The organism is Rhodococcus sp. P-2, from assembly GCF_016598535.1.
In the GTDB taxonomy this organism is placed as follows: Bacteria; Actinomycetota; Actinomycetes; order Mycobacteriales; family Mycobacteriaceae; genus Rhodococcus_F; species Rhodococcus_F baikonurensis.
This window is the reverse complement of the sequence record NZ_CP066779.1, coordinates 2,438,097-2,460,873: the sequence shown is the minus strand read 5'-3', so window position 1 is coordinate 2,460,873 and position 22,777 is coordinate 2,438,097. Positions and strand designations below refer to the sequence as shown.

General features: G+C 63.0%; 23 protein-coding genes. 14 read left to right on the top strand and 9 right to left on the bottom strand.

The genetic code is table 11. The features are described from left to right. Nucleotides 1–7 precede the first annotated feature (7 nt). The 4 genes from I7X09_RS11660 to I7X09_RS11645 all read left to right on the top strand — a co-directional run bounded on the left by I7X09_RS11660 (nucleotide 8) and on the right by I7X09_RS11645 (nucleotide 4,829). Nucleotides 8–1,786, top strand: coding sequence for an ABC transporter ATP-binding protein (locus tag I7X09_RS11660; RefSeq protein ID WP_200316901.1), 1,779 nt, complete (start codon nucleotides 8–10; stop codon nucleotides 1,784–1,786). A gap of 75 nt (nucleotides 1,787–1,861) precedes the next feature. Next, a complete protein-coding gene (locus I7X09_RS11655) occupies nucleotides 1,862–3,073 on the top strand; it encodes an acyl-CoA dehydrogenase family protein (protein ID WP_200316900.1) in 1,212 nt (403 codons plus the stop codon). Further along, complete coding sequence (locus I7X09_RS11650) at nucleotides 3,070–4,095, top strand: phosphotransferase family protein (protein ID WP_200316898.1); 1,026 nt, start codon at nucleotides 3,070–3,072, stop codon at nucleotides 4,093–4,095. The genes I7X09_RS11655 and I7X09_RS11650 overlap by 4 nt, the downstream gene beginning before the upstream one ends. Next, nucleotides 4,092–4,829, top strand: a complete 738-nt coding sequence (locus tag I7X09_RS11645) for an SDR family NAD(P)-dependent oxidoreductase (RefSeq protein WP_200316896.1) — start codon at nucleotides 4,092–4,094, stop codon at nucleotides 4,827–4,829. Before I7X09_RS11650 ends, I7X09_RS11645 begins: the two co-directional genes overlap by 4 nt. On the opposite strand, the gene I7X09_RS11640 is transcribed toward I7X09_RS11645, so the two are convergent. After that, entirely contained in the window at nucleotides 4,830–5,375 is a 546-nt protein-coding gene (locus I7X09_RS11640; RefSeq protein WP_019745442.1) for a hypothetical protein, read from the bottom strand. A 144-nt stretch (nucleotides 5,376–5,519) separates the two neighbouring features. On the opposite strand from I7X09_RS11640, the gene I7X09_RS11635 reads away from it, so the two are divergent. Genes I7X09_RS11635 through I7X09_RS11620 form a run of 4 tightly spaced genes read left to right on the top strand, consistent with a single transcriptional unit; the run spans nucleotide 5,520 to nucleotide 8,005 of the window. After that, on the top strand, nucleotides 5,520–6,020 hold the full coding sequence (locus tag I7X09_RS11635; RefSeq protein WP_200316894.1) for a methylated-DNA--[protein]-cysteine S-methyltransferase: 501 nt from the start codon (nucleotides 5,520–5,522) through the stop codon (nucleotides 6,018–6,020). Continuing rightward, complete coding sequence (locus I7X09_RS11630; RefSeq protein ID WP_124569171.1) at nucleotides 6,007–6,561, top strand: RNA polymerase sigma factor; 555 nt, start codon at nucleotides 6,007–6,009, stop codon at nucleotides 6,559–6,561. Before I7X09_RS11635 ends, I7X09_RS11630 begins: the two co-directional genes overlap by 14 nt. Then, entirely contained in the window at nucleotides 6,558–7,163 is a 606-nt protein-coding gene (locus I7X09_RS11625) for a methylated-DNA--[protein]-cysteine S-methyltransferase (RefSeq protein WP_200316893.1), read from the top strand. The genes I7X09_RS11630 and I7X09_RS11625 overlap by 4 nt, the downstream gene beginning before the upstream one ends. Beyond that, nucleotides 7,160–8,005, top strand: a complete 846-nt coding sequence (locus tag I7X09_RS11620) for a DNA-3-methyladenine glycosylase family protein (RefSeq protein ID WP_200316892.1) — start codon at nucleotides 7,160–7,162, stop codon at nucleotides 8,003–8,005. The genes I7X09_RS11625 and I7X09_RS11620 overlap by 4 nt, the downstream gene beginning before the upstream one ends. 4 nt (nucleotides 8,006–8,009) lie before the next feature. Here the strand turns inward: I7X09_RS11620 and I7X09_RS11615 are convergent, their stop codons facing one another. The 5 genes from I7X09_RS11615 to I7X09_RS11595 form a co-directional block, all read right to left on the bottom strand. After that, a complete protein-coding gene (locus tag I7X09_RS11615; RefSeq protein WP_124569174.1) occupies nucleotides 8,010–10,235 on the bottom strand; it encodes an MMPL family transporter in 2,226 nt (741 codons plus the stop codon). Nucleotides 10,236–10,337: 102 nt separating this feature from the next. Continuing rightward, nucleotides 10,338–11,888, bottom strand: a complete 1,551-nt coding sequence (locus I7X09_RS11610) for a bifunctional 3'-5' exonuclease/DNA polymerase (protein WP_200316891.1) — start codon at nucleotides 11,886–11,888, stop codon at nucleotides 10,338–10,340. Between the two features lie 47 nt (nucleotides 11,889–11,935). Next, nucleotides 11,936–12,799, bottom strand: a complete 864-nt coding sequence (locus I7X09_RS11605) for a biotin-dependent carboxyltransferase family protein (protein ID WP_095973124.1) — start codon at nucleotides 12,797–12,799, stop codon at nucleotides 11,936–11,938. Continuing rightward, nucleotides 12,796–13,428, bottom strand: a complete 633-nt coding sequence (locus tag I7X09_RS11600; protein WP_200316890.1) for a 5-oxoprolinase subunit B family protein — start codon at nucleotides 13,426–13,428, stop codon at nucleotides 12,796–12,798. Before I7X09_RS11600 ends, I7X09_RS11605 begins: the two co-directional genes overlap by 4 nt. Then, nucleotides 13,425–13,904 carry a MarR family winged helix-turn-helix transcriptional regulator gene (locus I7X09_RS11595; RefSeq protein WP_200316889.1) on the bottom strand — a complete coding sequence of 160 codons (480 nt, stop codon included), beginning with the start codon at nucleotides 13,902–13,904 and terminating at the stop codon, nucleotides 13,425–13,427. The genes I7X09_RS11600 and I7X09_RS11595 overlap by 4 nt, the downstream gene beginning before the upstream one ends. A 74-nt stretch (nucleotides 13,905–13,978) precedes the next feature. Here I7X09_RS11595 and I7X09_RS11590 point away from each other — a divergent pair, with 74 nt between their 5' ends. Beyond that, nucleotides 13,979–14,812 carry an alpha/beta fold hydrolase gene (locus tag I7X09_RS11590; RefSeq protein ID WP_200316887.1) on the top strand — a complete coding sequence of 278 codons (834 nt, stop codon included), beginning with the start codon at nucleotides 13,979–13,981 and terminating at the stop codon, nucleotides 14,810–14,812. A 4-nt stretch (nucleotides 14,813–14,816) separates the two neighbouring features. On the opposite strand, the gene I7X09_RS11585 is transcribed toward I7X09_RS11590, so the two are convergent. Beyond that, a complete protein-coding gene (locus I7X09_RS11585; RefSeq protein WP_200316885.1) occupies nucleotides 14,817–15,260 on the bottom strand; it encodes a hypothetical protein in 444 nt (147 codons plus the stop codon). A gap of 49 nt (nucleotides 15,261–15,309) precedes the next feature. Here I7X09_RS11585 and I7X09_RS11580 point away from each other — a divergent pair, with 49 nt between their 5' ends. Continuing rightward, entirely contained in the window at nucleotides 15,310–15,588 is a 279-nt protein-coding gene (locus I7X09_RS11580; protein ID WP_020970886.1) for a hypothetical protein, read from the top strand. 99 nt (nucleotides 15,589–15,687) lie between these two features. On the opposite strand, the gene I7X09_RS11575 is transcribed toward I7X09_RS11580, so the two are convergent. Both I7X09_RS11575 and I7X09_RS11570 read right to left on the bottom strand, forming a co-directional pair. Continuing rightward, the gene (locus tag I7X09_RS11575; protein WP_200316883.1) at nucleotides 15,688–17,064 is read right to left on the bottom strand and encodes an NAD-dependent succinate-semialdehyde dehydrogenase; all 1,377 of its coding nucleotides are present in this window, start codon (nucleotides 17,062–17,064) and stop codon (nucleotides 15,688–15,690) included. Nucleotides 17,065–17,163: 99 nt separating this feature from the next. Further along, nucleotides 17,164–18,477, bottom strand: coding sequence for a YhgE/Pip domain-containing protein (locus I7X09_RS11570; protein WP_200316881.1), 1,314 nt, complete (start codon nucleotides 18,475–18,477; stop codon nucleotides 17,164–17,166). A 321-nt stretch (nucleotides 18,478–18,798) separates the two neighbouring features. Here I7X09_RS11570 and I7X09_RS11565 point away from each other — a divergent pair, with 321 nt between their 5' ends. From I7X09_RS11565 to I7X09_RS11550, 4 genes are read left to right on the top strand one after another with little or no spacing between them, the layout of a single operon-like run. Beyond that, nucleotides 18,799–19,701: an NADP-dependent oxidoreductase gene (locus tag I7X09_RS11565; RefSeq protein ID WP_200316879.1), complete on the top strand. Its 903-nt coding sequence runs from the start codon at nucleotides 18,799–18,801 to the stop codon at nucleotides 19,699–19,701. A gap of 49 nt (nucleotides 19,702–19,750) precedes the next feature. Continuing rightward, nucleotides 19,751–20,491, top strand: a complete 741-nt coding sequence (locus I7X09_RS11560; protein ID WP_200316877.1) for an enoyl-CoA hydratase/isomerase family protein — start codon at nucleotides 19,751–19,753, stop codon at nucleotides 20,489–20,491. 5 nt (nucleotides 20,492–20,496) lie between these two features. Then, the gene (locus I7X09_RS11555) at nucleotides 20,497–22,050 is read left to right on the top strand and encodes an acetolactate synthase large subunit (protein ID WP_234036884.1); all 1,554 of its coding nucleotides are present in this window, start codon (nucleotides 20,497–20,499) and stop codon (nucleotides 22,048–22,050) included. Between the two features lie 49 nt (nucleotides 22,051–22,099). After that, a complete protein-coding gene (locus tag I7X09_RS11550) occupies nucleotides 22,100–22,777 on the top strand; it encodes a GAP family protein (RefSeq protein ID WP_095973136.1) in 678 nt (225 codons plus the stop codon).

The window sequence follows — 22,777 nt, the reverse complement described above, 5'->3', positions numbered from 1 at the left end:
TAAATTCATGCTTGAATCCGATGCGCCTCAGCCCGCGCCGAAATGGAGCAATCTCCGCGTCCTCTCGGAGTTCGCTCGCCCGCATCTGCCCTCGCTCCTCCTCGGATTGGTGCTGGCTCTGTGCGGTTCCGCGGCAACGCTGGCAACGCCGATGGTCACCAAATGGGTTCTCGACACCCTCGACACCGGTGCGTCGCTGAAGGGGCCGATCCTCACGCTCGTCGTCCTCCTGGTCGTCGGTGCGGTGCTCGGCTGTGCTCAGTGGATCGTTCTCGGGACCGCTGCCGAGAGGGTTGTCTTCGACGCCCGGTCTTCGCTCGTGAGGCGATTCCTCGCCGCGACCGTGCCTTCGCTGCAATCGCGATCGGTCGGCGAATTGGTCACCCGGGTCACCTCGGACACCTTGCTGCTGCGGGAGGCGGCGTCGTCGGCCGCAGTGAATATTCTCAACGCAGCCGCGTTGACCATCGGAACAATCGTTCTGATGGGCGTTCTGGATCTGCCGTTGCTGGGTGTGACCATGGTGGCAATCGTGTTCGCCTCCATACTCTTTGCCGTTCTGATGCCGCGGATCTCCGCAGCCGAGGCGCGAACCCAGGAATCGCTCGGTCAGCTCGGCGGCGTTCTCGAGGGCGGTTTACGTGCGATCCGGACGGTCAAGGTTTCCCTGGCCGAGGATCGCGTCGGCGCTCTGGTGACGAGCAACGCGTCCGATGCGAAAAAGCATGCGATCACAGCGGTTCGAGTATCCGCGACCGCATGGACCGTCGCCTGGACCGCCATCCAAGGGTCGATCATTGCCATCCTTGGGTTCGGTGCCTGGCGCGTCGCCGACGGCGAAATGGCAGTCTCGACGCTCATCGCGTTTCTGCTCTACGCCTTCACACTGATGGGGCCGGTGTCCGAGCTTGCGCAGAACGTGACGTCCGTTCAGTCGGGAATCGCGGCAGCTATCCGGATCCGCGAGATGCAATCGTTGCCCACCGAGCAGTACGACGAGGTCGTGGACGTAGTCGAGAAAACGAGCGCAGCCGCGCCGCTGATCGAGTTGCGCGACGTCACCGTGAGCTACCACGGCTCCAACCAGCCTGCGTTGCGCGATGTCTCGCTGGTCATCCCCGAGCGTGGGCACATGGCCATCGTCGGCCCGTCGGGTGCCGGAAAGACGACATTGCTCTCCACCGTCCTGCGATTCGTCGAGCCCCGATCGGGTGAGGTTCTCCTGCATGGTGTCGGTTACGACGCGCTCGATCACCGGGCTGTGCGAGAGAGTCTCGCGTACGTGGAGCAGGAGACCCCGGTGGTGCCCGGAACGATTCGGGAGAACGTCGTCTTCAGCCATCCCGACGCAACGGACGAAGAGGTGCAGTCCGTTCTGCGCTTGCTCCGCCTCGACGACGCGATCGAGGCCCTGCCCAACGGACTCGACACCGCACTGACCGCCACGTCGCTGTCGGGCGGCCAACGTCAGCGGATCGCGATGGCACGCGCAGTTCTGCGACCGAGTGCTTTGCTTCTGCTCGACGAAGCCACAGCCCAGGTCGACACGCTCACCGAAGCTGCGATTGTCGACGCGATCAACGAACGTGCGCGCACCGGCGCCGTGGTGACTATCGCTCACCGGCTCTCGACGGTGCGTGACGCCGACTGGATCGTGGTCATGGAGGACGGTCGGATCCGCAACATCGGCAACCATGACGAGCTCATGGACAAGGACGATCTGTACCGCGACATGGTGGTTGCCGGCAGGCTCGATCAGGGCGAGGCGATGCTCGAGGATTGTTGACCCGACGCGTCGGCGTGTGCGAGAGTGCTGGTACCGAGCGATCGCTCGGTCGGGATGTTCATTCGGAGGTGTCTGGTGGCAATCGATCTGACGTACGCGCCCGAGGTGGTGGCGCTGATCGAGAAGACGCGCGACTTCACGCGCAACGTAGTGCTCCCCATCGAAGACGAACACGCCGGTGACATCGCCGTCGCGGGTGGCGACGCCATCCGTATCGAGATGCAGGCGGCAGCAAAAGAAGCAGGTGTCTTCGCCCCGCATGCGCCGATCGAATACGGCGGCCACGGGCTCAACATGAGTGATCGCGCGCCGGTCTTCGAGGAAGCCGGCTACTCGCTCTTCGGCCCGACTGCGCTCAACATCGCTGCGCCGGACGAGGGCAATGTCCACATGCTGGCCCACGTCGCGAACGAAGCGCAGAAGCAGCAGTTCCTCGCGCCGCTCGCGAGCGGGGACATGCGGTCGGCCTTCGCCATGACCGAGCCTGCGCCCGGAGCCGGATCCGACCCCTCGGCCTTGAACACCCGCGCGGAGAAGGTCCCCGGCGGCTGGAAGATCAACGGTAAGAAGTGGTTCATCACCGGCGCCGACGGTGCCGGATTCTTCATCATCATGGCGCGCACCTCCGGCGAGCCCGGGCAGCGCGGCGGAGCGACCATGTTCCTGGCGCCGACGGACACTGCGGGTCTCGTCGTGGGGCGGCACATCGACACCCTGGACAAGGCCATGATCGGCGGGCACTGCGAGGTCACGTTCGAGGATCTCGTCGTTCCCGACGAGGCTGTTCTCGGTGAGGTCGATCAAGGTTTCGCCTACGCCCAGGTTCGCCTCGGTCCCGCCCGCATGACGCACGTGATGCGCTGGCTCGGTGCAGCGCGCCGCGGCCACGACGTTGCCGTGGCCAGGGTTGCCGAGCGTGAAGGTTTCGGCTCGAAACTCGGTGATCTCGGAATGATCCAGAAGATGGTCGCCGACAACGAGATCGACATCGCGGCCAGCCGCGCGCTCTTGGTCCAGGCCTGCTTCGAGCTCGATCAGGGTGGACACGCCAGCAACGCGACCTCCATCGCGAAGACCTATGCGGCCGAGGCGATCTTCCGGATCGTCGACCGCTCCATTCAGATGTGTGGCGGAATGGGCGTGTCCGGCGATCTGCCCCTGGCACGGTTGTCCCGCGAAGTGCGTCCCTTCCGCGTCTACGACGGCCCGTCCGAGGTTCATCGCTGGGCAATCGCGAAACGTGTTGTCGGAGCCGCGAAGCGGGCCGCTCGGGAGGAGTCGAAGTGACGGACTTTCCAGGACTCGATCTCGCGGCGCTCCACAAGTATCTGCAAGCCGCAGGCGTCACGGTCAGCGGTGAGTTGCGAGCCGAACTGATTTCAGGCGGCAAATCCAATCTCACCTACGGAATCTTCGACGACAACTCGAAGTGGATTCTGCGTCGTCCACCTACCGCCGGTCTCACGCCGTCGGCGCACGACGTTGCGCGCGAGTTCCGAATCACCTCGGCGTTGCAGAACACTGCAGTACCGGTCGCGCCGACCGTCGTGCTGTGCGAGGACGCCTCGGTGATGGGTGCGTCGTTCACGGTGGTCGAGTTCGTCACCGGTCAGGTGATCCGGACCAAAACCGAGCTGGAAGCTGTTTCGGCAGAGCAGGTAACGCAGTGCACCGACGAATTGGTGCGTGTACTGGCCGCCCTGCACGACGTCGATTACAACGCCGTGGGTCTCGGCGGACTCGGCCGTCCCGACGGTTATGTCGCCCGCCAGGTGAAGTTGTGGGCCGGTCAATGGTCGCGCGTCAAGATTGAGGACTCGGCAGACGTGGACAGGTTGGCCTCGAGCCTCGCGGACATGATTCCGGCTGAATCGGCTTCGTCGATCGTGCACGGCGACTACCGGATCGACAACACGATCCTTGCGGCGAACGACGTCACCAAGGTTGCCGCAGTGGTGGACTGGGAACTCTCGACGCTGGGAGATCCGCTGGCGGACATCGCGATGATGTGCGTCTACCGGCACCCCGCCTTGGATCTGGTTCTGGGTGAACCTGCCGCGTGGACGAGCCCGTCACTACCCTCTGTTGTCGATCTGGCGCAACGGTATTCGACCGTATCGGGTCGAGAGCTGGCGCACTGGAACTTCTACATGGCGCTCGGGTTCTTCAAACTCGCCGTCGTGGCGCAGGGTATCGATCACCGATACCGAGCAGGCGCCACCGTCGGTGGGGGATTCGACAAGGCTGGATCTTCTGTGCCGGAACTGATCTCGGCCGGACTCAATGCACTGCAAGGAAAATTCGAATGACTCGATCAGCACTGGTCACCGGCGCCTCCAAGGGAATCGGCCTCGGCATCGCAACGCGCCTGGCATCTCAAGGGTACGGATTGACCATCACCGCCCGTGACGCCGAACGACTTGCGGTCGTCGCCGAAGAACTTACGCGCGCCGGATCGCCGGACGTCGTAGTCTCGGCAGGTGACATGGCGGACGAGAACTTCGCCTCAGCACTCGTCGCCACGCACGGCGATCGGTTCGGCTCCATGCGGGCCCTCGTCCTCAACGCCGGAGTGGGAACCAGTGGGCGAGTAGCGGATTACCCCATGCGACGTTTCGACAAGACCGTCGCCGTCAATCTGCGGACACCGTTCGCGCTCCTACAAGCATCACTGCCGCTCCTGCGCACTGCGGCGGACGCGGACCTTGCCGGTGGCGCGAAAGTGATCGCTCTCGCCTCGATGGCCGGCGTCTACGCCGAGAGCGGCCTGGCTGTCTACGGAGCCACCAAAGCTGCACTCATTTCGATGGTCGAAGCACTCAATGCCGAGGAATCCGGAAACGGAGTGAGCGCGACGGCCATTGCTCCCGGTTACGTCGACACGGACATGTCGGCGTGGACGCACGATCGGATCACACCCGAGACCATGATCAAGGTCGACGACATCGTGGAGTTGGTGGACGGACTGCTCAAGCTCTCGTCTCGAGCCGTGGTTCCGAAGGTCGTCATGACGCGAGCCGGAACCAACGGCTACTCGGCCTGATCAATCCAGCTTGGCTTCGCCTCGCTTGCGGAAGAAGTGGAAGCCGGGCACTCCGACGATCGCCTGCCGCAGGTCCTTGACCACTCCGAGGAGTTCGTGGATCTCGGGCGAGACGGAGTCCAAGGTTCCGAGGATGGGCAGGACCGCGGTCACGCGGTCGGTGAGCTCCGGCAGTTGGTCGATCAGTTTGATCGCGGCGCTGACCTCCGCCTCGGACAGGTCGTCGGCGAATCTGGCCGCCAGCGGCGCGAGCTGCAATGCAATGGGCTCGTAGATCTCGAGGAGCTGTCCCGCGATGTCCGAGGTCTGCTCGACGGCCTCGACCAGCGTCTCAGCTCGAACGGTCACGGCGGCGGCTCCGATGACCACGCGGTCGGCGTTGTCGGCGATCTGGTTGATGCGCGCCACCAACCTCTCGACCGAGAAGAGGAGCGCCTCCAGTCGAGTGGGCAGGGTGACCGCAAAAGCGACCGTGGACAGGGACCAGTGCACCACGTCGCCGACGGATCGGACGACGGTGGAGCTGCCGGGCAAAACTAGAGCCATCCCTCGATACTGCCTGATGTGACGTCAAAGTACAGGTAAATCTCACATTCACGAGGCTCGCGGCGTCTTCGAGGTGTCGGTGCCGGCACGGACAATCAATTCACCCGCTGCCTGCTGCACCGCGCAACCTGGAAGGATCGAGACATGACGGCTATCCGTACACACACTGTGATCGATTCGCCGATCGGGGCGTTGACGCTGGTAGCGGCAGGTGAAAACCTCTGCGGGCTGTACATGGCGGAGCATCGTCACAAGCCGGACGAGTCCACGTTCGGTGATCGTTCCACAGCGGTCTTCGGTGAAGTCGAATCGCAGCTCGCCGAGTACTTCGAGGGGGATCGCACGGAGTTCTCCGTGCCGCTGGCGCCCGTGGGCACAGGGTTCCAGAAACGGGTCTGGGATACCTTGCGAACGATCCCCTACGGCGAAACCTGGACCTACATGGAGCTCGCGCAAACTTTGGGTAACCCACTTGCGATCCGTGCTGCCGCCGCTGCCAACGGCAAGAATCCGATCAGCATCATCGTTCCCTGCCATCGCGTGGTCGGTAGCGACGGCAGCCTGACCGGTTTCGCCGGCGGTCTCGAACGCAAGAGGTTCCTGCTCGACCGCGAGCACGGCGGCGAATCGGATGTTCTCTTCTGATGCGTTCGACTCACAATTCGGTGATCGGGAACGTCTACCGCTCGTGACACTCAAACCGTTCGAAGACGTCGTGACCGAATACGGTGCGGTGGTCCTGCGTGTCTGCCGCGCTGTGGTCGGTCCCGTCGACGCCGAGGACGCGTGGTCCGAGACGTTCATTGCAGCGATGCGGGCCTATCCGGATCTGAACCCGGACGCGAACGTCGAAGCCTGGCTGGTGACCATCGCGCATCGCAAGGCGATCGACATCACCCGAGTGCGTGCCCGCGTGGCCGTCCCGACAGACGACGTTCCGGAACTGCCGACGCGAATCGGCGTACCGGGAACGTGGGATCACGAATTGTGGGACGCCCTCGAACAGCTACCGCTCAAACAACGTGCGGCAGTTGCCTATCACTTTCTGGGTGGGCTGCCGTACGCAGAGATCGCGGACATCCTCGGCAATACGCCGGCAGCAGCCAGACGGGCGGGCGCCGACGGAATCGCCACCTTACGAAGAACCTATCTGTCCGCCACCGCTGCGGAAGGGAGTCACTCATGAATACCGATGCCGAAGTTTTCGAGGCACTTCCAGCAGTTGACGCCGGCGCTCTGGCCCGCCTTCGCGCGCGCCTGGCCGCGGAGGCCTCCGCCGCCGAGTTGATCGACGTGGCATACCGAACCGTAGATTCGCCGGTCGGGAAGTTACTGCTCGCAGCGACCGATGTGGGCTTGGTGCGGGTTGCTTTTGCCGTCGAAGGGCACGACCTTGTTCTGGAACGGCTGGCCGGTACGGTCAGTCCCCGAGTGCTTCATTACCCGCGCCGACTGGACACCGTCGCTCGCGAGTTGGACGAGTACTTTGCCGGTGCTCGTCGAGAATTCGATCTGCGCTTGGATTTCCAACTCGCCAAGGGGTTCCGACGCGAAGTGTTGCGTCATCTTCCCGAGATCGAATACGGCCACACTGCAAGCTATTCGGTGGTCGCAGCAGCGTCGGGCAGCCCACGTGCCGTGCGGGCCGTGGGGACCGCCTGCGCCAAGAACCCACTACCGTTGGTCGTCCCCTGTCACCGGGTGGTGCGCAGCGACGGCAGCCTCGGGCAGTACGCCGGCGGCCCCGAACTGAAAGCGATACTGCTGGATCTGGAAGCCGGCCGGTGAGCGCAGTGACACTGCGCTTTCAGGCGCCCTATGCAGTCGAACCGCTCACCGGTGCCCTGCGGGCTCATTGCGTCGCCGGCCTCGAACGTCACGACGACGGTGTTCACACCAGAGTCATCCCGTTGCCGTCCGGCCCGGTTGTCGTGTCGGTGTCGTGGACGGACGACGGTGTTGTCGTGGATTCCGATGTGCCGGTATCGGATTCCGCAGAGCTGGAGGTGATCGTGCGTCGTTGGCTCGACCTCGACGCCGATCACACTGCTGTGGAAGCAGCGTTCGGTAGCGATGAGTTGTTGGCCCCACTAGTGGCCGCCCGTCCAGGATTGCGGGTGCTCGGCTCGGTGGACGGGTTCGAGACCGCGGTGCTCACCGTTCTGGGACAACAGGTATCGCTCGGCGCGGCGAGGACGTTCGGTGGGCGCTTCGTCGGCGCATTCGGAGCGGCGGTGGACGCGGAGTTTCTTGCTTTCCCCGGCCCGGCCTCGGTTGCAGCGCTATCGCCGGAGGATATTCAGAAAGCCGTCGGACTGACCACCGCGCGCGCAAAAACGGTGCACACGTTGGCAACTGCGGCAGCGAACGGCCTCGATCTCTCCTGGGATGCGGATCCCGTCCAATTTCGGCGAGAGTTGTTGTCACTAACAGGAATCGGACCGTGGACCGCTGACTATCTCACTGTTCGAATTCTCGGTGATCGCGACGCATTCGTACCTGATGATCTGGTCTTGAAACGTGCGTTGGGTGTCTCCTCCGGTAAAGAGGCCGGTGCGTTGTCCGAGAAATGGCGACCCTGGCGGGCCTATGCGCTTTTTCATCTGTGGACCAAAGAGGCGTTTCTGTAGTCGGTCAGTCTTTGGCGCGCGCCAATTCGGACGGCCACCAGATACGTTTCCCGATGTCGTGTGAGAGCGCCGGAACGAGGACACTGCGCACGATGATCGTGTCGAGCAGCACGCCGAAGGCCACGGCAAAACCGATCTCGGCCAGGAAGACCAGTGGCAGGATGCCCAGTACGGCAAATGTTGCGGCCAAGACGATTCCGGCTGAAGTGATCACGCCGCCCGTCACTGCAAGACCGCGCAGAACGCCTGCACGGGTACCGAATTCTCCCGTCTCCTCCCGGACCCTGGTCATCAAGAAGATGTTGTAGTCGATACCCAGAGCGACGAGGAACACGAAGGCGAACAGCGGGAAAGACTGATCAGCCCCGGCGAACCCGAACACGTGCGTGAAGAAGAATCCGCTCACGCCGAGGGTCGCCGCGAAGGAAAGCACCACGGTGACAATGAGAATCACCGGGATCAGCAGAGCGCGAAGCAAAGCGGCCAAGACCAGGAAGATCACCACCAACACGATCGGGATGATCAGATTCCTGTCGCGGACCGAGGCGGCCTGGACATCAAGGGTGGTGGCCGTGCTGCCGCCGACAAGTGCGTCGGCGCCGGGCACGTCGTGGACGGCCGTCCGCAGTCGCTTGACAGTATCGAGTGCCTGCGGTGAATCGTAGGAGTCGGCGAGGGTCGCATTGATCATGGTGCGGCCGTCGATCGGTGCAACGGTGAAAGCCGCTGGGGCGCAACCCGCAGCGGCGGCTTGGGCGACGGCAGCGGGATTGGTCTTGATCAGCTCGCTGACCTTCGCGACGTCCACCTGGGTGCAGACGGCGCCGGGATCCTGCGAGATACCTTCGACACCGCTGGCGGCCTTGATGACGGCGTCGGCCTGGTCGGCGTTTGCGGTGATCACGGCCGGTGCGCCCGCTCCGGGATCGAACTTCGAGTCGTAGAGTTCCTGTCCGACAACGGCGTCGGGGCGGTTGGTGAAGCTTTCGGTGGATGTCAGGCCATCGGTTTTGAGACTGCCGATCCCGGCTGCGAACAGGATGATCAACAAGACTGTGGCGCCGATCCACAGTGGGCGGTCCTTGCTACCGACGACCTCGGCGATCTTGCCCCACATCCCGTGCGTCGTCAGGTCTGCGGCGTGATCGACCTTGGGCTTGCGCGGCCAGAAGACCCACCGTCCGGTAGCGGCCAGGGCGACCGGCATGAAGGTCATCATCACCAGATAGGTGCAGGCGATCCCGATGGCGGCGACGGGTCCGAGGCTCTTGTTGGAGTTGAGTTGAGAGAACGTCAGGCAGAGCAGTCCGAGAATGACGGTGACAGCCGAAGCGGTGATGGCCGGCGCAGACTCGCGCCAGGCCTTGATCATCGCGTCGAAGCGGTTGGGATACGTGTGCAGTTCTTCGCGATAGCGAGAGATCAAGAGTAGGGCGTAGTCGGTGCCGGCTCCGATCACCAGCACGAAAAGAATGCCTTGAGATTGGCCGGTCAGCGTGAGTACTTCGGCCTTCGCGAGGAAGTAGATCACCATCGACGACAAGCCGATGGCGAGAAGGGCGGAGAACAGCGGGAAGAACCACAACACCGGCGATCGGTACACGACAAGCAGGATGAGGATCACGACCAGAAGTGCCGCGCCCAACAGCGCTCCGTCCAGACCGGCAAAGGCGTCGATGAAAGCGACGAGTAGTCCACCTGGTCCAGCAGGGAGTACCTCGACATCACCAGCGGCCTGCTCGGCGGCGTCGATGACGTTCTGCTCGGTGGTCGCCAGGACGTCGCCCGCGACTGCGGTGTCACCGTCTTTGGCGACGAGTGGCACGAAGATCGACGCAGTTGTGCCGTCGGCGGAGTACTGGGTGGGCTGCATACCGTCGGCGTCCACTCCGGAGATGCCGGAAATGGAGTTACGTGCCGAGTCGATCGCAGACTTGTCTGCCTCGGTGAGGGCCGAATCCCGATGGAACAGAACAAAACCAGGGATCGTCTCGACCGCGAGGAAGTTCGCGGATTGGTTGCTGACGATCGTCGATTCGGCGGAACTCGGGAGGTACGAGGCGTTGTCGTTCTTCTGAACCTCGGCGAGTTTGCCTTGGAACGAACCGCCGAATCCACCTGCAATGAAGGCAAAGATGGCAAGGGCGATCACGGTGAAGATCGGCAGTCGACGGCGTTTGACCGCTCCGCTGTCGTTCTGTTCTGCGTCAGTTGTATCCAGCTTGGTCATGGTTCTCCTCGAACACAGTCGACCAGCACCAACAAAGCAACGTTTTCCAGTAGAACACGCAATACGGGCGCGGTGGAACCACTTGGAGTGGAATTGACGACGCTACGAAGTGCCTTTGCCGTAAGTCTCGCGGGCGGCGACGTCCATAGGAAAACGGACGACTGTGTCGCCGAACAACAATCGAGTTGCCGAAGCCGCAGCGGCCAGCACGTGAGCGGTACCTGACTCGGGGTTTCGCGTATGCACGACCACCTCGTCGTGTTGGAAGAAGACCAACTCGCCGTCCGGATCGTCGGCGAGGCGGCGCCTGAGGTCGGCCAGGAGGCAGAGTGCCCACTCGGAGGCGGTGGCCTGCACGACGAAGTTGCGCGTGAATCGGCCGCGAGCGTGAGCGTCGCCGTGGGAGTAGAAGTCGGGAGACGGTGGGGGACAGGCCCGGCCGAGCAGCGACTTCACCACCTCGCCGCGCTCGCCTGCCTTGGCAGCTTGCTCGACGTACTCGACGGCGACCGGGAATCGCTTCCGCAACAAGATGAGCAGTGCTTTGGCCTCACCAGCCGTTGCTCCGTACAGGACTCCGAGGATGGCCACCTTCGCTTTGGCGCGGTCGCCGCCGAAGGCTTCGGCACCGACAAGTGCGTACAGATCGTCGTCGCCGGCGGCAGCCATCATGCGGCGGTCGCCGGACATGGCGGCCAGAATTCGGGGCTCGAGCTGACCGGCGTCGGCGACGACGAACACGTGGCCAGGATCGGCGACGACGCTCGAGCGCATGGTCTTGGGAATCTGCAGGGCCCCGCCACCCCGGCTCGCCCACCTGCCGGATACAACGCCACCAGGGACGTAGATCGGGCGGAATCGATCACCCCGCACCCAACTGTCCATCCATTGCCAACCGTTGGTGCTGTACAGCTTGGCGAGTTCGCGATGACGCAGCAGCAACGGGACCGCCGGGTGATCGATTTCCTGCAGAAACCACTTGCGCGTCGACGGCAGTTCGATGCCCTGACGCCCGAACGCCTCGGTGATCTCCACCGACGACGAAGGATTGACCGGGCGCCCGAAGACCTCACTGATCTGGGCAGCGAGTTCCTGCATACGAGCGGGGAGGTCGTATCCCGTCGGCCGCGGCCCCAGCCGTTCTTCGAGGAGTTCGCGATGCTTCTGCGTCGAGAACGGCAGGCCCGTGTGTGTCATCTCGGCGGCGCTGAGAGCTCCGGCCGATTCTGCTGCGATCAACAAATCCAAACGCGCGTCCGTGCCGATGGTTGCGCGCTGCTCGGCGAACTCGGTGGCGACAGCGACGGGATCGAGAACGGGGGCAGTATCGAAGAGGCCGAGGCGATCGTCGTCGAACTCGTCGGCAGGCGGTGACGGTTTACCGACGCGCATTCCGAGGATCGCGCGAGTCAGGGAAATGTCGTGGCATCGCTGAACCCGTACGCCTGCCCGCAGTAGGGGTGGGTACACGGTTGCCGTGCTGGGCCACACCCATCGTGGGTGCTCGGCTTCCTCAATGGTGCGCACTGCCGCGATCAGGTCGGGGTACTCGACGGGATCGGCGAGCGGCGTTCCACCGGGATCGGTCCGTAGGACAGTTGCCGTCACAGCTCCCGTGGACGTCGTACTACCGGGAACCAGGACAACTCGCACGACATCAGTGTGACGGCAGGGTCCGACACGACCATGCTCGGCGCTGCTCAGGCAGCGACAAACCGGATGTGCTGACCCGGGCGGGCTTGACCGAGCCGATCGATATCCGCGTCCGCCACCACTCCCACCACCGGATAACCGCCGGTGATGGGGTGATCGGCGAGAAACACGACAGGTTGGCCGCTTGGCGGGACCTGGATCGATCCGAGGGCCACGCCTTCGGTGGGCAGCTCGGTGTCATCTGTTCTTCGAAGTAGTTCATCGGTGCCGACGCGGCCGAGGCGTGCGCCGATCCGGTCCGAGTCGCTCGAAACCTCCCATCGCCCCTGGACGAGCGTTTCGGGGTTGGTGAATCGATCTGCACGTGGACCGAAGACGACTCGAAGGTGGAGAGTCTCGTTTGTCATCGGCGGCACCGGGGCGAGGTCGACCGGCGAGAACGCGATCGGCGACGGCCCGATCGGGAGAATGACACCCGGCTCGAGCGGTACCGGACCGATCCCGGACATGGTGTCGGTACTGCGCGATCCCAGGACCGAGGGAACCACAATGCCCCCTCTGACGGTCAGATACGTCCGCAGTCCACTCGGTGCGTAGTCGAGGTGGACGGTCTGACCAGGCCGCAGAGAGATCACGCTCGCATGCCCGACCGGAATGCCGTCGCGGTAGGCCTGTGCGGGCGCACCGGTGAACGCGATCGTCGACGATTGACGGGACCGAAGACTCAGCCCACCGAGGAGGACCTCGATACCGGCCGCGCTCTTGTCGTTGCCGACGAGTCGATTGCCGAGTCCGAGCGATCGCCGGTCCGCAGCACCGGAAACCCCGACGCCCGAGCGCAGATGCCCTATCCGTCCCAGGTCCTGGATCAGGCTCAGCGGCCCGGTTTCGAGTATCTCCAGGCCGTTCATCGTTGTTCCTCGTTCACGAAGCGCACGCGGCCCCCGGGCTGAACGGTGGCCGGTGGAGTGGCGTTCAGGTCCCACATCACGGTGTCGGTGCTTCCGATGATCTGCCAGCCGCCCGGAGATGCCCGCGGGTAGACCGCGCTGTATCCAGCGGCCAGGGCGACGGAACCGGCAGGCACAGACGTTCGTGACTGAGTTCGACGCGGTACGTGGAGTCGCGTGTCGTTTGAAGTCAGGTAGGCGAAGCCGGGTGCGAATCCGATGAAGGCGCAACGCCACTTCGCCCCGGTATGGGCCGCAACCACCTCGGATCGGCTCATTCCGAGTGACTGTGCGACGTCGTCGAGGTCGGGTCCGTCGTACCTGACGGCGATGGTGAGTGCGTCTGCCTCGGAACGTTCGTCTGCGATCGAGGCAGAATTGGTCTGCTCGAGATCGTTCAAGCACTTCCGGACGTACGTGAGGTCTGCCGCCGGGGTGCACGTGACCAGGACCGTGCGAGCTGCCGGGAGGAAGTCCTCGACCCCGACCGGGGTGTTCCGTGTCAGTGCTTCGGTGAACGCGAGAACGTCGGCTTCGGAATCGAGGTCTACGAGAAATGCGCATTCTCCAGCGGGAAGTAGGCGAGTCACGGGGAGGGCTCCCTGTCGATTCGAGTCCGCTCCACGTCCGCTCGCATCCCGGCGATGAAACTCGCGATGGTGGCTCGCTCCGTGGCCGTGTAATTGCCGATGGTGCTCACCGCCCGTGAAATGAGCGGATCGAAGTAGCTCTCGCCGAGAGTGACTGCAGTGGGTGTGACCTGCAAGAGCACTCGCCGTCGGTCCGCCGAGTCCCGTTCGCGAGCTACGTGGCCCGCTTTGACCATGCGGTCGACGAGCGCAGTCATCGATGCCGAGTTGATTCCCAGTTGTGCGCCGAGCCAGCCTGGCGTCGCCGGTGTGTCCGAGCGCTCGGCATCGAGAAGGCAGATCAACGCGCGCACGTCGGTGGAGTGCATTGTGTACTTGTTTGCAAAGCCGGAAACCGCCACGTTCAAGTCGACGGTCAGTGCGCGAAGCGAGTGCACGATCGCCATCGCTTCGTCTTCTGCATCGCCGACGCTCAAGGATGCCTCCAGCCCTGGTGTGTTGTCTCTCGATTGTCTACTATCTCGATAATCGAGAGAAATGGGGGTGGGGGATGGACTTCGATCGCGCATACGACGCTGTACTGACCAAATGGCCGCAGAAACCGCTGGGTGTGGACCTCACAGGCCGGTTCGGGAGCACGCATGTGAACGTCTGTGGACCTGAGGACTCGACGCCGTTGATCCTCTTTTCCGGTGGAGGCGCCACCTCGACGGTGTGGTTCGACAACGTTGCGGCGTTGTCGAAATCTCGACGAGTCTTTGCCGTCGACACCATGGGGGATGCCGGGCGCAGCGTTCCGAATGGTAATCCGATGAAGTCCGCCGACGATCTGATCGAGTGGATGGAATCGATAGTCGAGTACACCGGCGCCGAGGCCGTCGATGTAATCGGACATTCCTACGGCGCGATGATCGCATTGGCATTTTCTTTGCGTCGCCCGGAACGTGTCGGGAAACTTGTTCTGCTCGATCCTAATTCGAGTTTCTCCGGTATGAAGTCGGGCTACCTTCTGCGTGCGCTTCCGCTGTTGCTCAAGCCGTCGCGGGCTGGCCGACGGCGACTGTTGGATTGGGAGACAGGCGAGTTGAGCATCGACTCCGACTGGCTGTCACTTGCGGAAGCAGGCGCTTCGGAACTCCCGCGCCCCGATCTCGTTGTGCCTCAACGTCCTTCGGTGGAGGACTTGAGCGCACTGGATATCGAGTTGCTGGTGGTCCTCGCGCAGGACGGACGGGTGCATGATGCGGAAGCGGTGTCGAGGTCAGTGCGGAAAACTGTTCCCGCAGCACGCATCGAAGTGTTGGAAGATGCTTCGCACCACAGTATTCCGATGGTCCCGGCCGATGCACTCAACCGGGTGCTCGTCGACTTCTTGGAGGGCTAGCGGATCAGGGTGCGACGACGCACCCCGGACCGATCGGCGTGGCCGGATTGACTTCGACCGTTGTGACCGGCCCGCCCGCGGACGTCTGGTAGGCCATCAGAGAGTGTTCGCCGGGTGCAGTCGGAGTCCACAGAGTGACGGCATGGCCGAGTACAACCGGCAAGGTGAAGTAGGGATTGACGGTGTCCCAGATCAATTCCTGCGGGAACATGGTCGATGCCCGGTTCATGTCGACAATCGAGACGTTCGCCTCGTCCAACGCTGCTGTCCTGGCAACCACCAGATACGTGCAACCAGCTCCGTACGGCGTCGTCGGCCCGCTGCTGAGACCCGGAAGGATCGTGACGTCGACTACGTCCGCGGAAGCCGACGTCGCGGTACAGATGGCTGCGCTCGCGCAGAGGGCGGCGGCAAGCGCGGTGGTGCGCGCGATTCGTGAAAGTGTCATACCAGCAGGTCGGTTTCATCTGGATGGGTGTTACAGGCAGACTGATCGGATGCGTGCACTTCATCTTCTTCTGGCCGGCTTCGGTTTCCTGCTGGGGTTCCTGATTATTGTTGTCTCCGGCCTGATCGAGTTGGCGTCCGTCGCCTCCCGAACCGATTTCGCCTTTGTCGGTGACTCCGCCGTGTCGGTTGGTGTTTCCAACGAGGCGATCTACACCGCGATCGCTGCTCCACTGGTGGGTGCGCTGTTGGGCTGGCTGTCAGCTGTCATCGCGACGAGGTTCGGGTGGAGCCTCACTCGTGGGAGTGTCACTCCGGCAAGCGAGTGACCAGGGCATTGCTCTTGCTGGTCCGTGGGATATGAGGAAAGGCCCCGACCTCAACAGAGATCAGGGCCTTCCTTTGTATTGCGCTACTTTTGCACCGAGCTACTTCTTGGAGACGCGGAGCAGCTTCTTGTTCACGAACTCGTCCATTCCCCACGGACCGAGCTCGCGGCCGACTCCGGAGCGCTTGACTCCGCCGAAGGGAAGTCCGGGCAACGTCGTTCCGTGCTCGTTGACGAACGCCATTCCCACGTCGAGATCGGCAGCGACCGACCGGGCGGAATCGAGATCGCTGCTCCAGACGGACCCGCTCAGACCGTAGACCGACGAATTGGCAAGTTCCACAGCCTCGGTGGCCGACTTGACCTTGTAGACGACGCCGGCAGGTCCGAAGAGTTCTTCGCTGTAGGCACGCATGTCCGGGGTCACGTCTGCGAGCAACGTCGGTTGAACGTAGGCGCCCGGGCCGTCGATCTTCTTTCCACCGGCCAGCAGGGTTGCGCCCTTGGACACGGCGTCGTCGATCTGCTCGATCAGTGTGTCCGCCGCGCTCTGTGAGGACAGCGGGCCCAGGACTGTGGATTCATCCAACGGGTCACCGGCAGAAACGGATTCGAAGGAGGTCGCCAACTTGCGCGTGAAATCATCGTAGAAATCTTCGGTGACGATGAAACGCTTGGCCGCATTGCAGGCCTGGCCTGCGTTGGACAGACGTGCCTTGGTGGCTGACTTGACGGTGGCATCCATGTCGTCGGAATCGAGGACGATGAACACGTCCGATCCGCCGAGTTCGAGGACGACCTTCTTGAGGTTGCGTCCAGCAGTTTCGGCGACGCTGGTGCCTGCGCGTTCGCTACCAGTCAGTGACACGCCTTGAACTCGGGGATCGGCGATCATGTCCGCGATCTGTTCGTTGGTCGCGAAGACGTTGACGTAGGCGTCGTCCGGCAATCCGGCTTGTCGCAGAATCTCTTCCATCAGCAGGGCGGACTGCGGACAGTTGGACGCGTGCTTGAGAATTATCGTGTTGCCGAGCATGAGATTCGGTGCCGCGAAGCGGGCGACCTGGTAGTACGGAAAGTTCCACGGCATGACGCCGATCAGGGCGCCGATCGGTCGCCGGTACACAACCGACTCCTCGGCCCCGGGAACGTCGAGCCGTTCTTCCTCGAGCAACGCCGGGCCGTGGTCTGCGTACCACTGATAGATCGCGGCCGAGAGTTGTACTTCGCCCTTGGCCTCGCGGACCGGCTTACCCATCTCCAACGAGATCATTCGGGCCAGTTCGTCTGCTCGCTCTGTGTACAGTTCGGCCGTCTTGCTCAGGACTGCCGCACGTTGCTGTGGCGCACTGTTGCGCCAGGTCAAGTAGCCGCGATGCGTGTTCGCAAGTGCGGCTTCAACTCCGGCGTCATCCAAAGTATCGAATTCCCTGACGGTTTCACCTGTCGCGGGATTGACTGTTTTGTAATTAGCCATAGTTGTACAACGTGCGGAGGGGGTTCGAAGATTCCCGAAACGCGCAATCACATTGAATTGGCCCAACAGGTTTCGATCGAATCCCGACTGGGTACCACCTCACGCCACCTTGGGACGATGTGTGCGCTCGTAGCCCTTGCGGTCGTAGAAACGGGTGGTCACGATGCCGAGTACGACGCCGATCAGTAGACCCACCAACGTCATCCAGACGGCATGCAGCAGCCCTGCCTCACCGCGTGCGCCGAAGAACAGGATCGATCGCGTACCCATGTAGATCTGGTGCATCGGCTCGAATTGCGCCAGCCAGGCATACAACCTGGGGCTGGCTTCGAGGGGGATGGTGCCACCGGAAGAGGGCAGCGCGAGAATGACGAACACGAACAGGTTGATCAACATGCCCAACGAGCCGAACGCGGCCATCACCGACATTGCCGTGATGCCGACCGCTGTGATGACCAATGCCCCGAACTCCCACAATGCAAGCCCGTGAGTGACCGGCATTCCGAGGGCGCGACTGATCCACTGGAACAACGCGGAGACTATGCCGGACAACACGATCATGAACGCCCATTTGACGAGCAGCGTCCGAAACCTGTTGATACCCACAACGTCGTTCTGAACGAAGAGCGGACCGAATTCGGTAGGCGCATATCCGAGCATGCCGTCCACCAAGGAATTGACCACCGTTGCTCCGGTGAATCCCGCAAGGACCAACAGCAGCGCGAAATAGAATGCAACCAAACCGATTCCGGTGCCGTCGGGAAGCGGATCGTGGGCAACCGTGAGTACGTTCACCGGATTTTCGAGCAGCAGGCGGCTCGCTCCTGAGATCTGGGTTCCGGTGCCTCCCGCTTCCAACTGCTGGGTGACCAGGGTGGTGAGTTGCTCGCCCATGTTCTTGTTGACCGAGGCGAGGGCTGTAGTTCCGATCGACTGGACCAGAGATGCGGATACGGAACCGGCGCGCGGATTGGTGTAGATCGTGATGATCGGTTGCTCTACGTCACCGGCGACGACGCTGGCCTCCGCCAGGATGATCGTCCTCTTCGTGAAATCACTGGGAATCACGATCGCGCCGTACAGCGTGCCGGAGTTCAACCGAGATTGGGCTTCGGCGATACCGATCTGCTGCAGGTCGATCTTCTGGTGGTCGATTCCGCTGTCGAGGCCGGCGACGATGTCGTTTCCGAAATTCTTGCGGTCGGCGGGGTCGCCGCCGGGGAGGGTGTCGCCTTCGTCCTGGTTGACCAGGGCGATCGGGAACTGGTCCAGGTGATTCTTGGGGTCGAGTATTCCGCCCATGTACAGCGCTGCCAGCGCCGACATCAAGAGGGTGACCACTATCAACGGCGTCAACCAGAATCGTGGTGTGTGCATGACGGTGCGGGCAGACGGCTCCGTGTTCTTGCTCATCGTCAGTCGACCGGCTTTCTTTCGCGCGGAGTTCCTCGGGCTGAGCGTAAACGCAAAGGTACGCCGGGGCAGTCTTTCGCTCTCCAACAGACACTGCTCCAACAGGCGCTGCCCCCCAATAGAGGATGCCCCCGACCCTCTGGAATCGGGGGCATCACCCGCCAGTTCATCCTCAGGTAGTTCGACGAACCAGTGACGACGGTACGGGCCTTCTTCTGAAGAAACGCTGAACGCGAGGTTCCTCGCATCGTCGACGGGACTTCGCCTACATTTCAATCAGGTGTGGAGTTCTAGCCCGGGATCAAGATCGGAGCACAACGAATGAAAGCGGCCCGTTTCAGCCGGTTCGGGGGGCCTGAAGTCCTCGAGCTCGTTGACCTGCCCGACCCCCACGCGGGGGCGGGCCAGATTCGAATTGCCGTCCACGCGGCAGGTGTCAATGCGAGTGACTGGAAGAAGCGCCAGGGGCTGATGGATCAGGAACTCCCGCAAACCCTGGGGTACGAGGCGGCGGGCGTCGTCGACGAGATCGGTGAGGGCGTCACTGATGTGAACCTCGGCGATCGTGTTTTCGGTTTCTGCACAGGCGGCGCAGCACAAGCTGAACTGGCAGTGCTCTCGTACTTCGCACCTATTCCGTTGTCGCGCAGCTTTGTCGACGTCGCTGCACTGCCGGCGGCGGTCGAGACAGCGACACGGGCGCTCGACCAACTCGGGGTGCACGATGGCGGCACTCTTCTCGTGAACGGGGCCTCAGGCAGCGTCGGTAGTGCCGCAGTCCAGTTGGCCGTGATTCGAGGAGCCCGGGTGATCGGCACCGCCAGCCCATCCAATCACGAGTACCTACGGTCGCTCGGGGCCGAGCCGGTCACCTATGGGGAAGGGCTCAGCGGGCGAGTTCGTGAACTCGCGCCGGACGGCGTCGATCTGGCGCTCGACGTAGCAGGGACGGGTGTGTTGCCGGTGCTCATCGAGTTGGCAGGCGGCGCGGAACACGTGATCACGATCGCGGACTTCGAGGGTGCGCAGGAATCCGGGGTGAGGTTCAGTCGAGGCGACAGTGGACGCGCGATCCACGCCCTCGCCGAAATCGGCGCGCTGATCGAGTCCGGGCGCTTCGTCCTCCCCTCCACGAGGGCCTTCCCACTCGACGAAATCGTGGAGGCTCACCGTGTGGGTGAGAAAGGAAGCGTGCGGGGAAAGCTCGTCTTGGAGGTCGGCTGAATCGACCGAGTAGCTTGAACCGAGACTCTCGGCTACGACGGAGGTACGGATGACTGTTCGGATCGAGGAGCACTCACCGGGAGTCCGGTTGCTCACGATGGACCGCCAGGAGAGGCGCAACGCGCTCGACCCCAAGACGTACCGTGAACTCACGAACGCGATCCGGGAGTCCGACGACGACGATGCAGTGCGGGTTTCGGTGCTGACGGGCGCCGGTGGTGTCTTCACCAGTGGCAACGACATCGGAAGTTTCCAGGACACCGCCGGGAAAGACGGCGGCGAGGCCAAGGATTTGTTGATCGCGCTCGTCACCGCACGCAAGCCGATCGTCGCGGCGGTCGAGGGGTTTGCAGTCGGAATCGGCACCACGATGTTGTTGCACTGCGACATGGCATTCGCGGGGCGAGGTACACGATTCCGCTTGCCGTTCGTTCCGCTCGGACTCTCGCCCGAGGGCGGATCGAGCTATTTGTTGCCACAGATCGCAGGCCTCAAACGCGCGACGGAACTGTTGATGCTCGGCGATATGTTCGACGCCGACGAGGCTGCCGAAGCCGGCCTGGTCAATCGGGTCGTGGAAGCCGGGACCGCACTCGACGTGGCGCTGGACCGGGCAGTACGCATTGCAGACTCCCCGACTGAATCGGTAGCGCTGACGAAGATGCTGCTTCGTCGTCCACATCTCGATGCCCTGCTGGAGACCATCGACGTGGAGTCGGATCATTTCGCGAGACGGCGGCGATCCGACGAAGCGCAAGAAGCATTCGCAGCTTTCATGCAGAAGAGGTGATCGAAATGAACGGTGCACAGTCGCTCATCCAGAGCCTGGCCGACTCGGGCGTCGAAGTGTGCTTCGGCAATCCCGGAACGTCCGAGATGCATTTTGTCGCCGCACTCGATTCCGTTCCGCAGATGCGTGCGGTACTGGGACTGTTCGAGGGCGCTGTCACCGGTGCAGCGGACGGCTACGCGCGTATCGCCGGAAAGCCTGCCGCGACACTTCTTCACCTCGGACCCGGAATGGCGAACGGGCTGGCGAACCTTCACAACGCGCGCCGCGCCCACACGCCGATCGTGAACATCGTCGGTGACCACGCCACCTACCACCACGGTTTCGACGCTCCTCTCGAATCGAATATCGACGCGCTGACCGAATGGCTGGAGGGGTGGAGTAGACGTTCCGAATCCACCGCGACTGTCGGTAGCGATGCGGCCGACGCCGTTGCCGCGTCGATGGATTCGGCTGGAAGAATCGCGACGCTGGTCCTCCCCGCCGACGTCTCGTGGGGCGAAGGTGGAGTGATTGCGGGTCCTCGGGACATATCTCCGCGAGCGGAAGTTTCTGCAGCACAGATCGACTCGGTGGTCGGCGCGGTCAATGCCGAGGGACGCACCACGCTGCTGCTGGGTGGCGCAGCCTGCTCCGAGGCCGGACTGCGCGCCGCTTCTCGGATCGCGGCCGCGACGGGAGCGCAAATTCTGGTCGAGACCTTTCCGGCCAGGCTTCAACGAGGCGCGGGGCTACCGTCATTCGAGCGCTTGGGATACTTCGCCGAGCACGCCACCGAACAACTTCGCGGAACAACTCAGCTGGTCCTGGCCGGCGCGGTTTCGCCGGTGTCGTTCTTTGCGTATCCCGGAAAGCCGAGCGATCTGGCCCCTGACGGCGCAGCAGTGACAACGCTGGCGAGCGTCGGTGACGATGTTGTCGGCGCTCTCGAAGCAGTGGCCGAACTCGTGGCACCAGGAGTCGAACCTGTTCTGCAGGAGGTGAATCGGCCTGCGCTGCCGAGCGGGCCTCTGGACGTGCGGAACTGGGCCGACGTGATCGGCGCGCTCCTGCCGGATGACGCCATCATCTCCGACGAGGCAGCCACTTCCGGTTGGGCGATCCCGATTGCCCTTGCCGGAGCGCCGCGCCACGACGTGCTTACCCTCACCGGAGGTGCCATCGGCCAGGGCATCCCGGTGGCTACGGGCGCCGCGATTGCCGCGCCGGAGCGACCGGTGATCAATTTCGAGGCAGACGGAAGCGCGATGTACACCATCACCGCGTTGTGGACGCAGGCGCGAGAACAGTTGAATGTCACGACGATTCTGCTCAACAATCGCGCATACGCCATCCTGCGTGGCGAACTGCAACGAGTCGGTGCAGATGGTGGCGGCGTCGTCGCGCAGTCGATGTTGGATCTGTCGTCTCCCGACATGGACTACGTGAAGATCTCCGAGGGATTGGGCGTGCCCGCGTCACGGGCGAGCACTGCGGAGGAGTTGGCGGAGCAGTTTGCCGCAGCGCTTGCGGAACCCGGTCCTCATCTCATCGAGGTCATGCTGCCACCCCCGTCGTGATTTCGACTTCGAGTCGATCATCGATCGTGTATTCAACTGGAGGTTTTCGGTGCTAGCCGCAATCGGTCTGTCTCTTCCGATTGCCCTCGGCCTGCTTTTCGTCTCGATGCCCATGGCGGTGATCGTGCTCGTCATGATCACCGCTGGAGCACATCGCGGGGCGGCATCTTTTCTACTCGGGTGGGTCCTCGGAATCTCGGCAGTCGTTGCGGTGACCATCGTGATCGCGGACTATTCGTTTGCGGAGTCGGAGTCGGCGCAGAGTTCGGTGTGGTCGAGCGTCGTACGAATCGTGTTGGGGCTCGTTCTGTTCGGATTGGCGTTCAAGCAGTGGCGAGCGCGTCCGAGGGACGGAAGCGATCCGACAGTTCCGAAGTGGATGAAGAGCATCGACGGGTTGACTCCGCGGAAGGCGTTCGGGTTGGCGTTCTTGTCCGCGGCGGTCAATCCCAAGAATGCAGCGCTGGCGGTATCCGGTGCGGCCACTATCGCGGTCGCCACGAATGTTGTTGCCCAACAGATTGTTGCCGCGGTGATCTTCACGATCATCGCGAGCGTCGGTATCGCGTCGCCGATCCTGGTGAAGGTGTTCTCCGGCAAGCGAGCCGACGACATCCTCGTGTCGGCGAAAGCGTGGATGACGGCGAACAATGCAGTGATGATGGCGGTCATTCTGGCGATCCTCGGTGCGACCGTGCTGGGCGAGGGGCTCAGCGGACTGCAATAA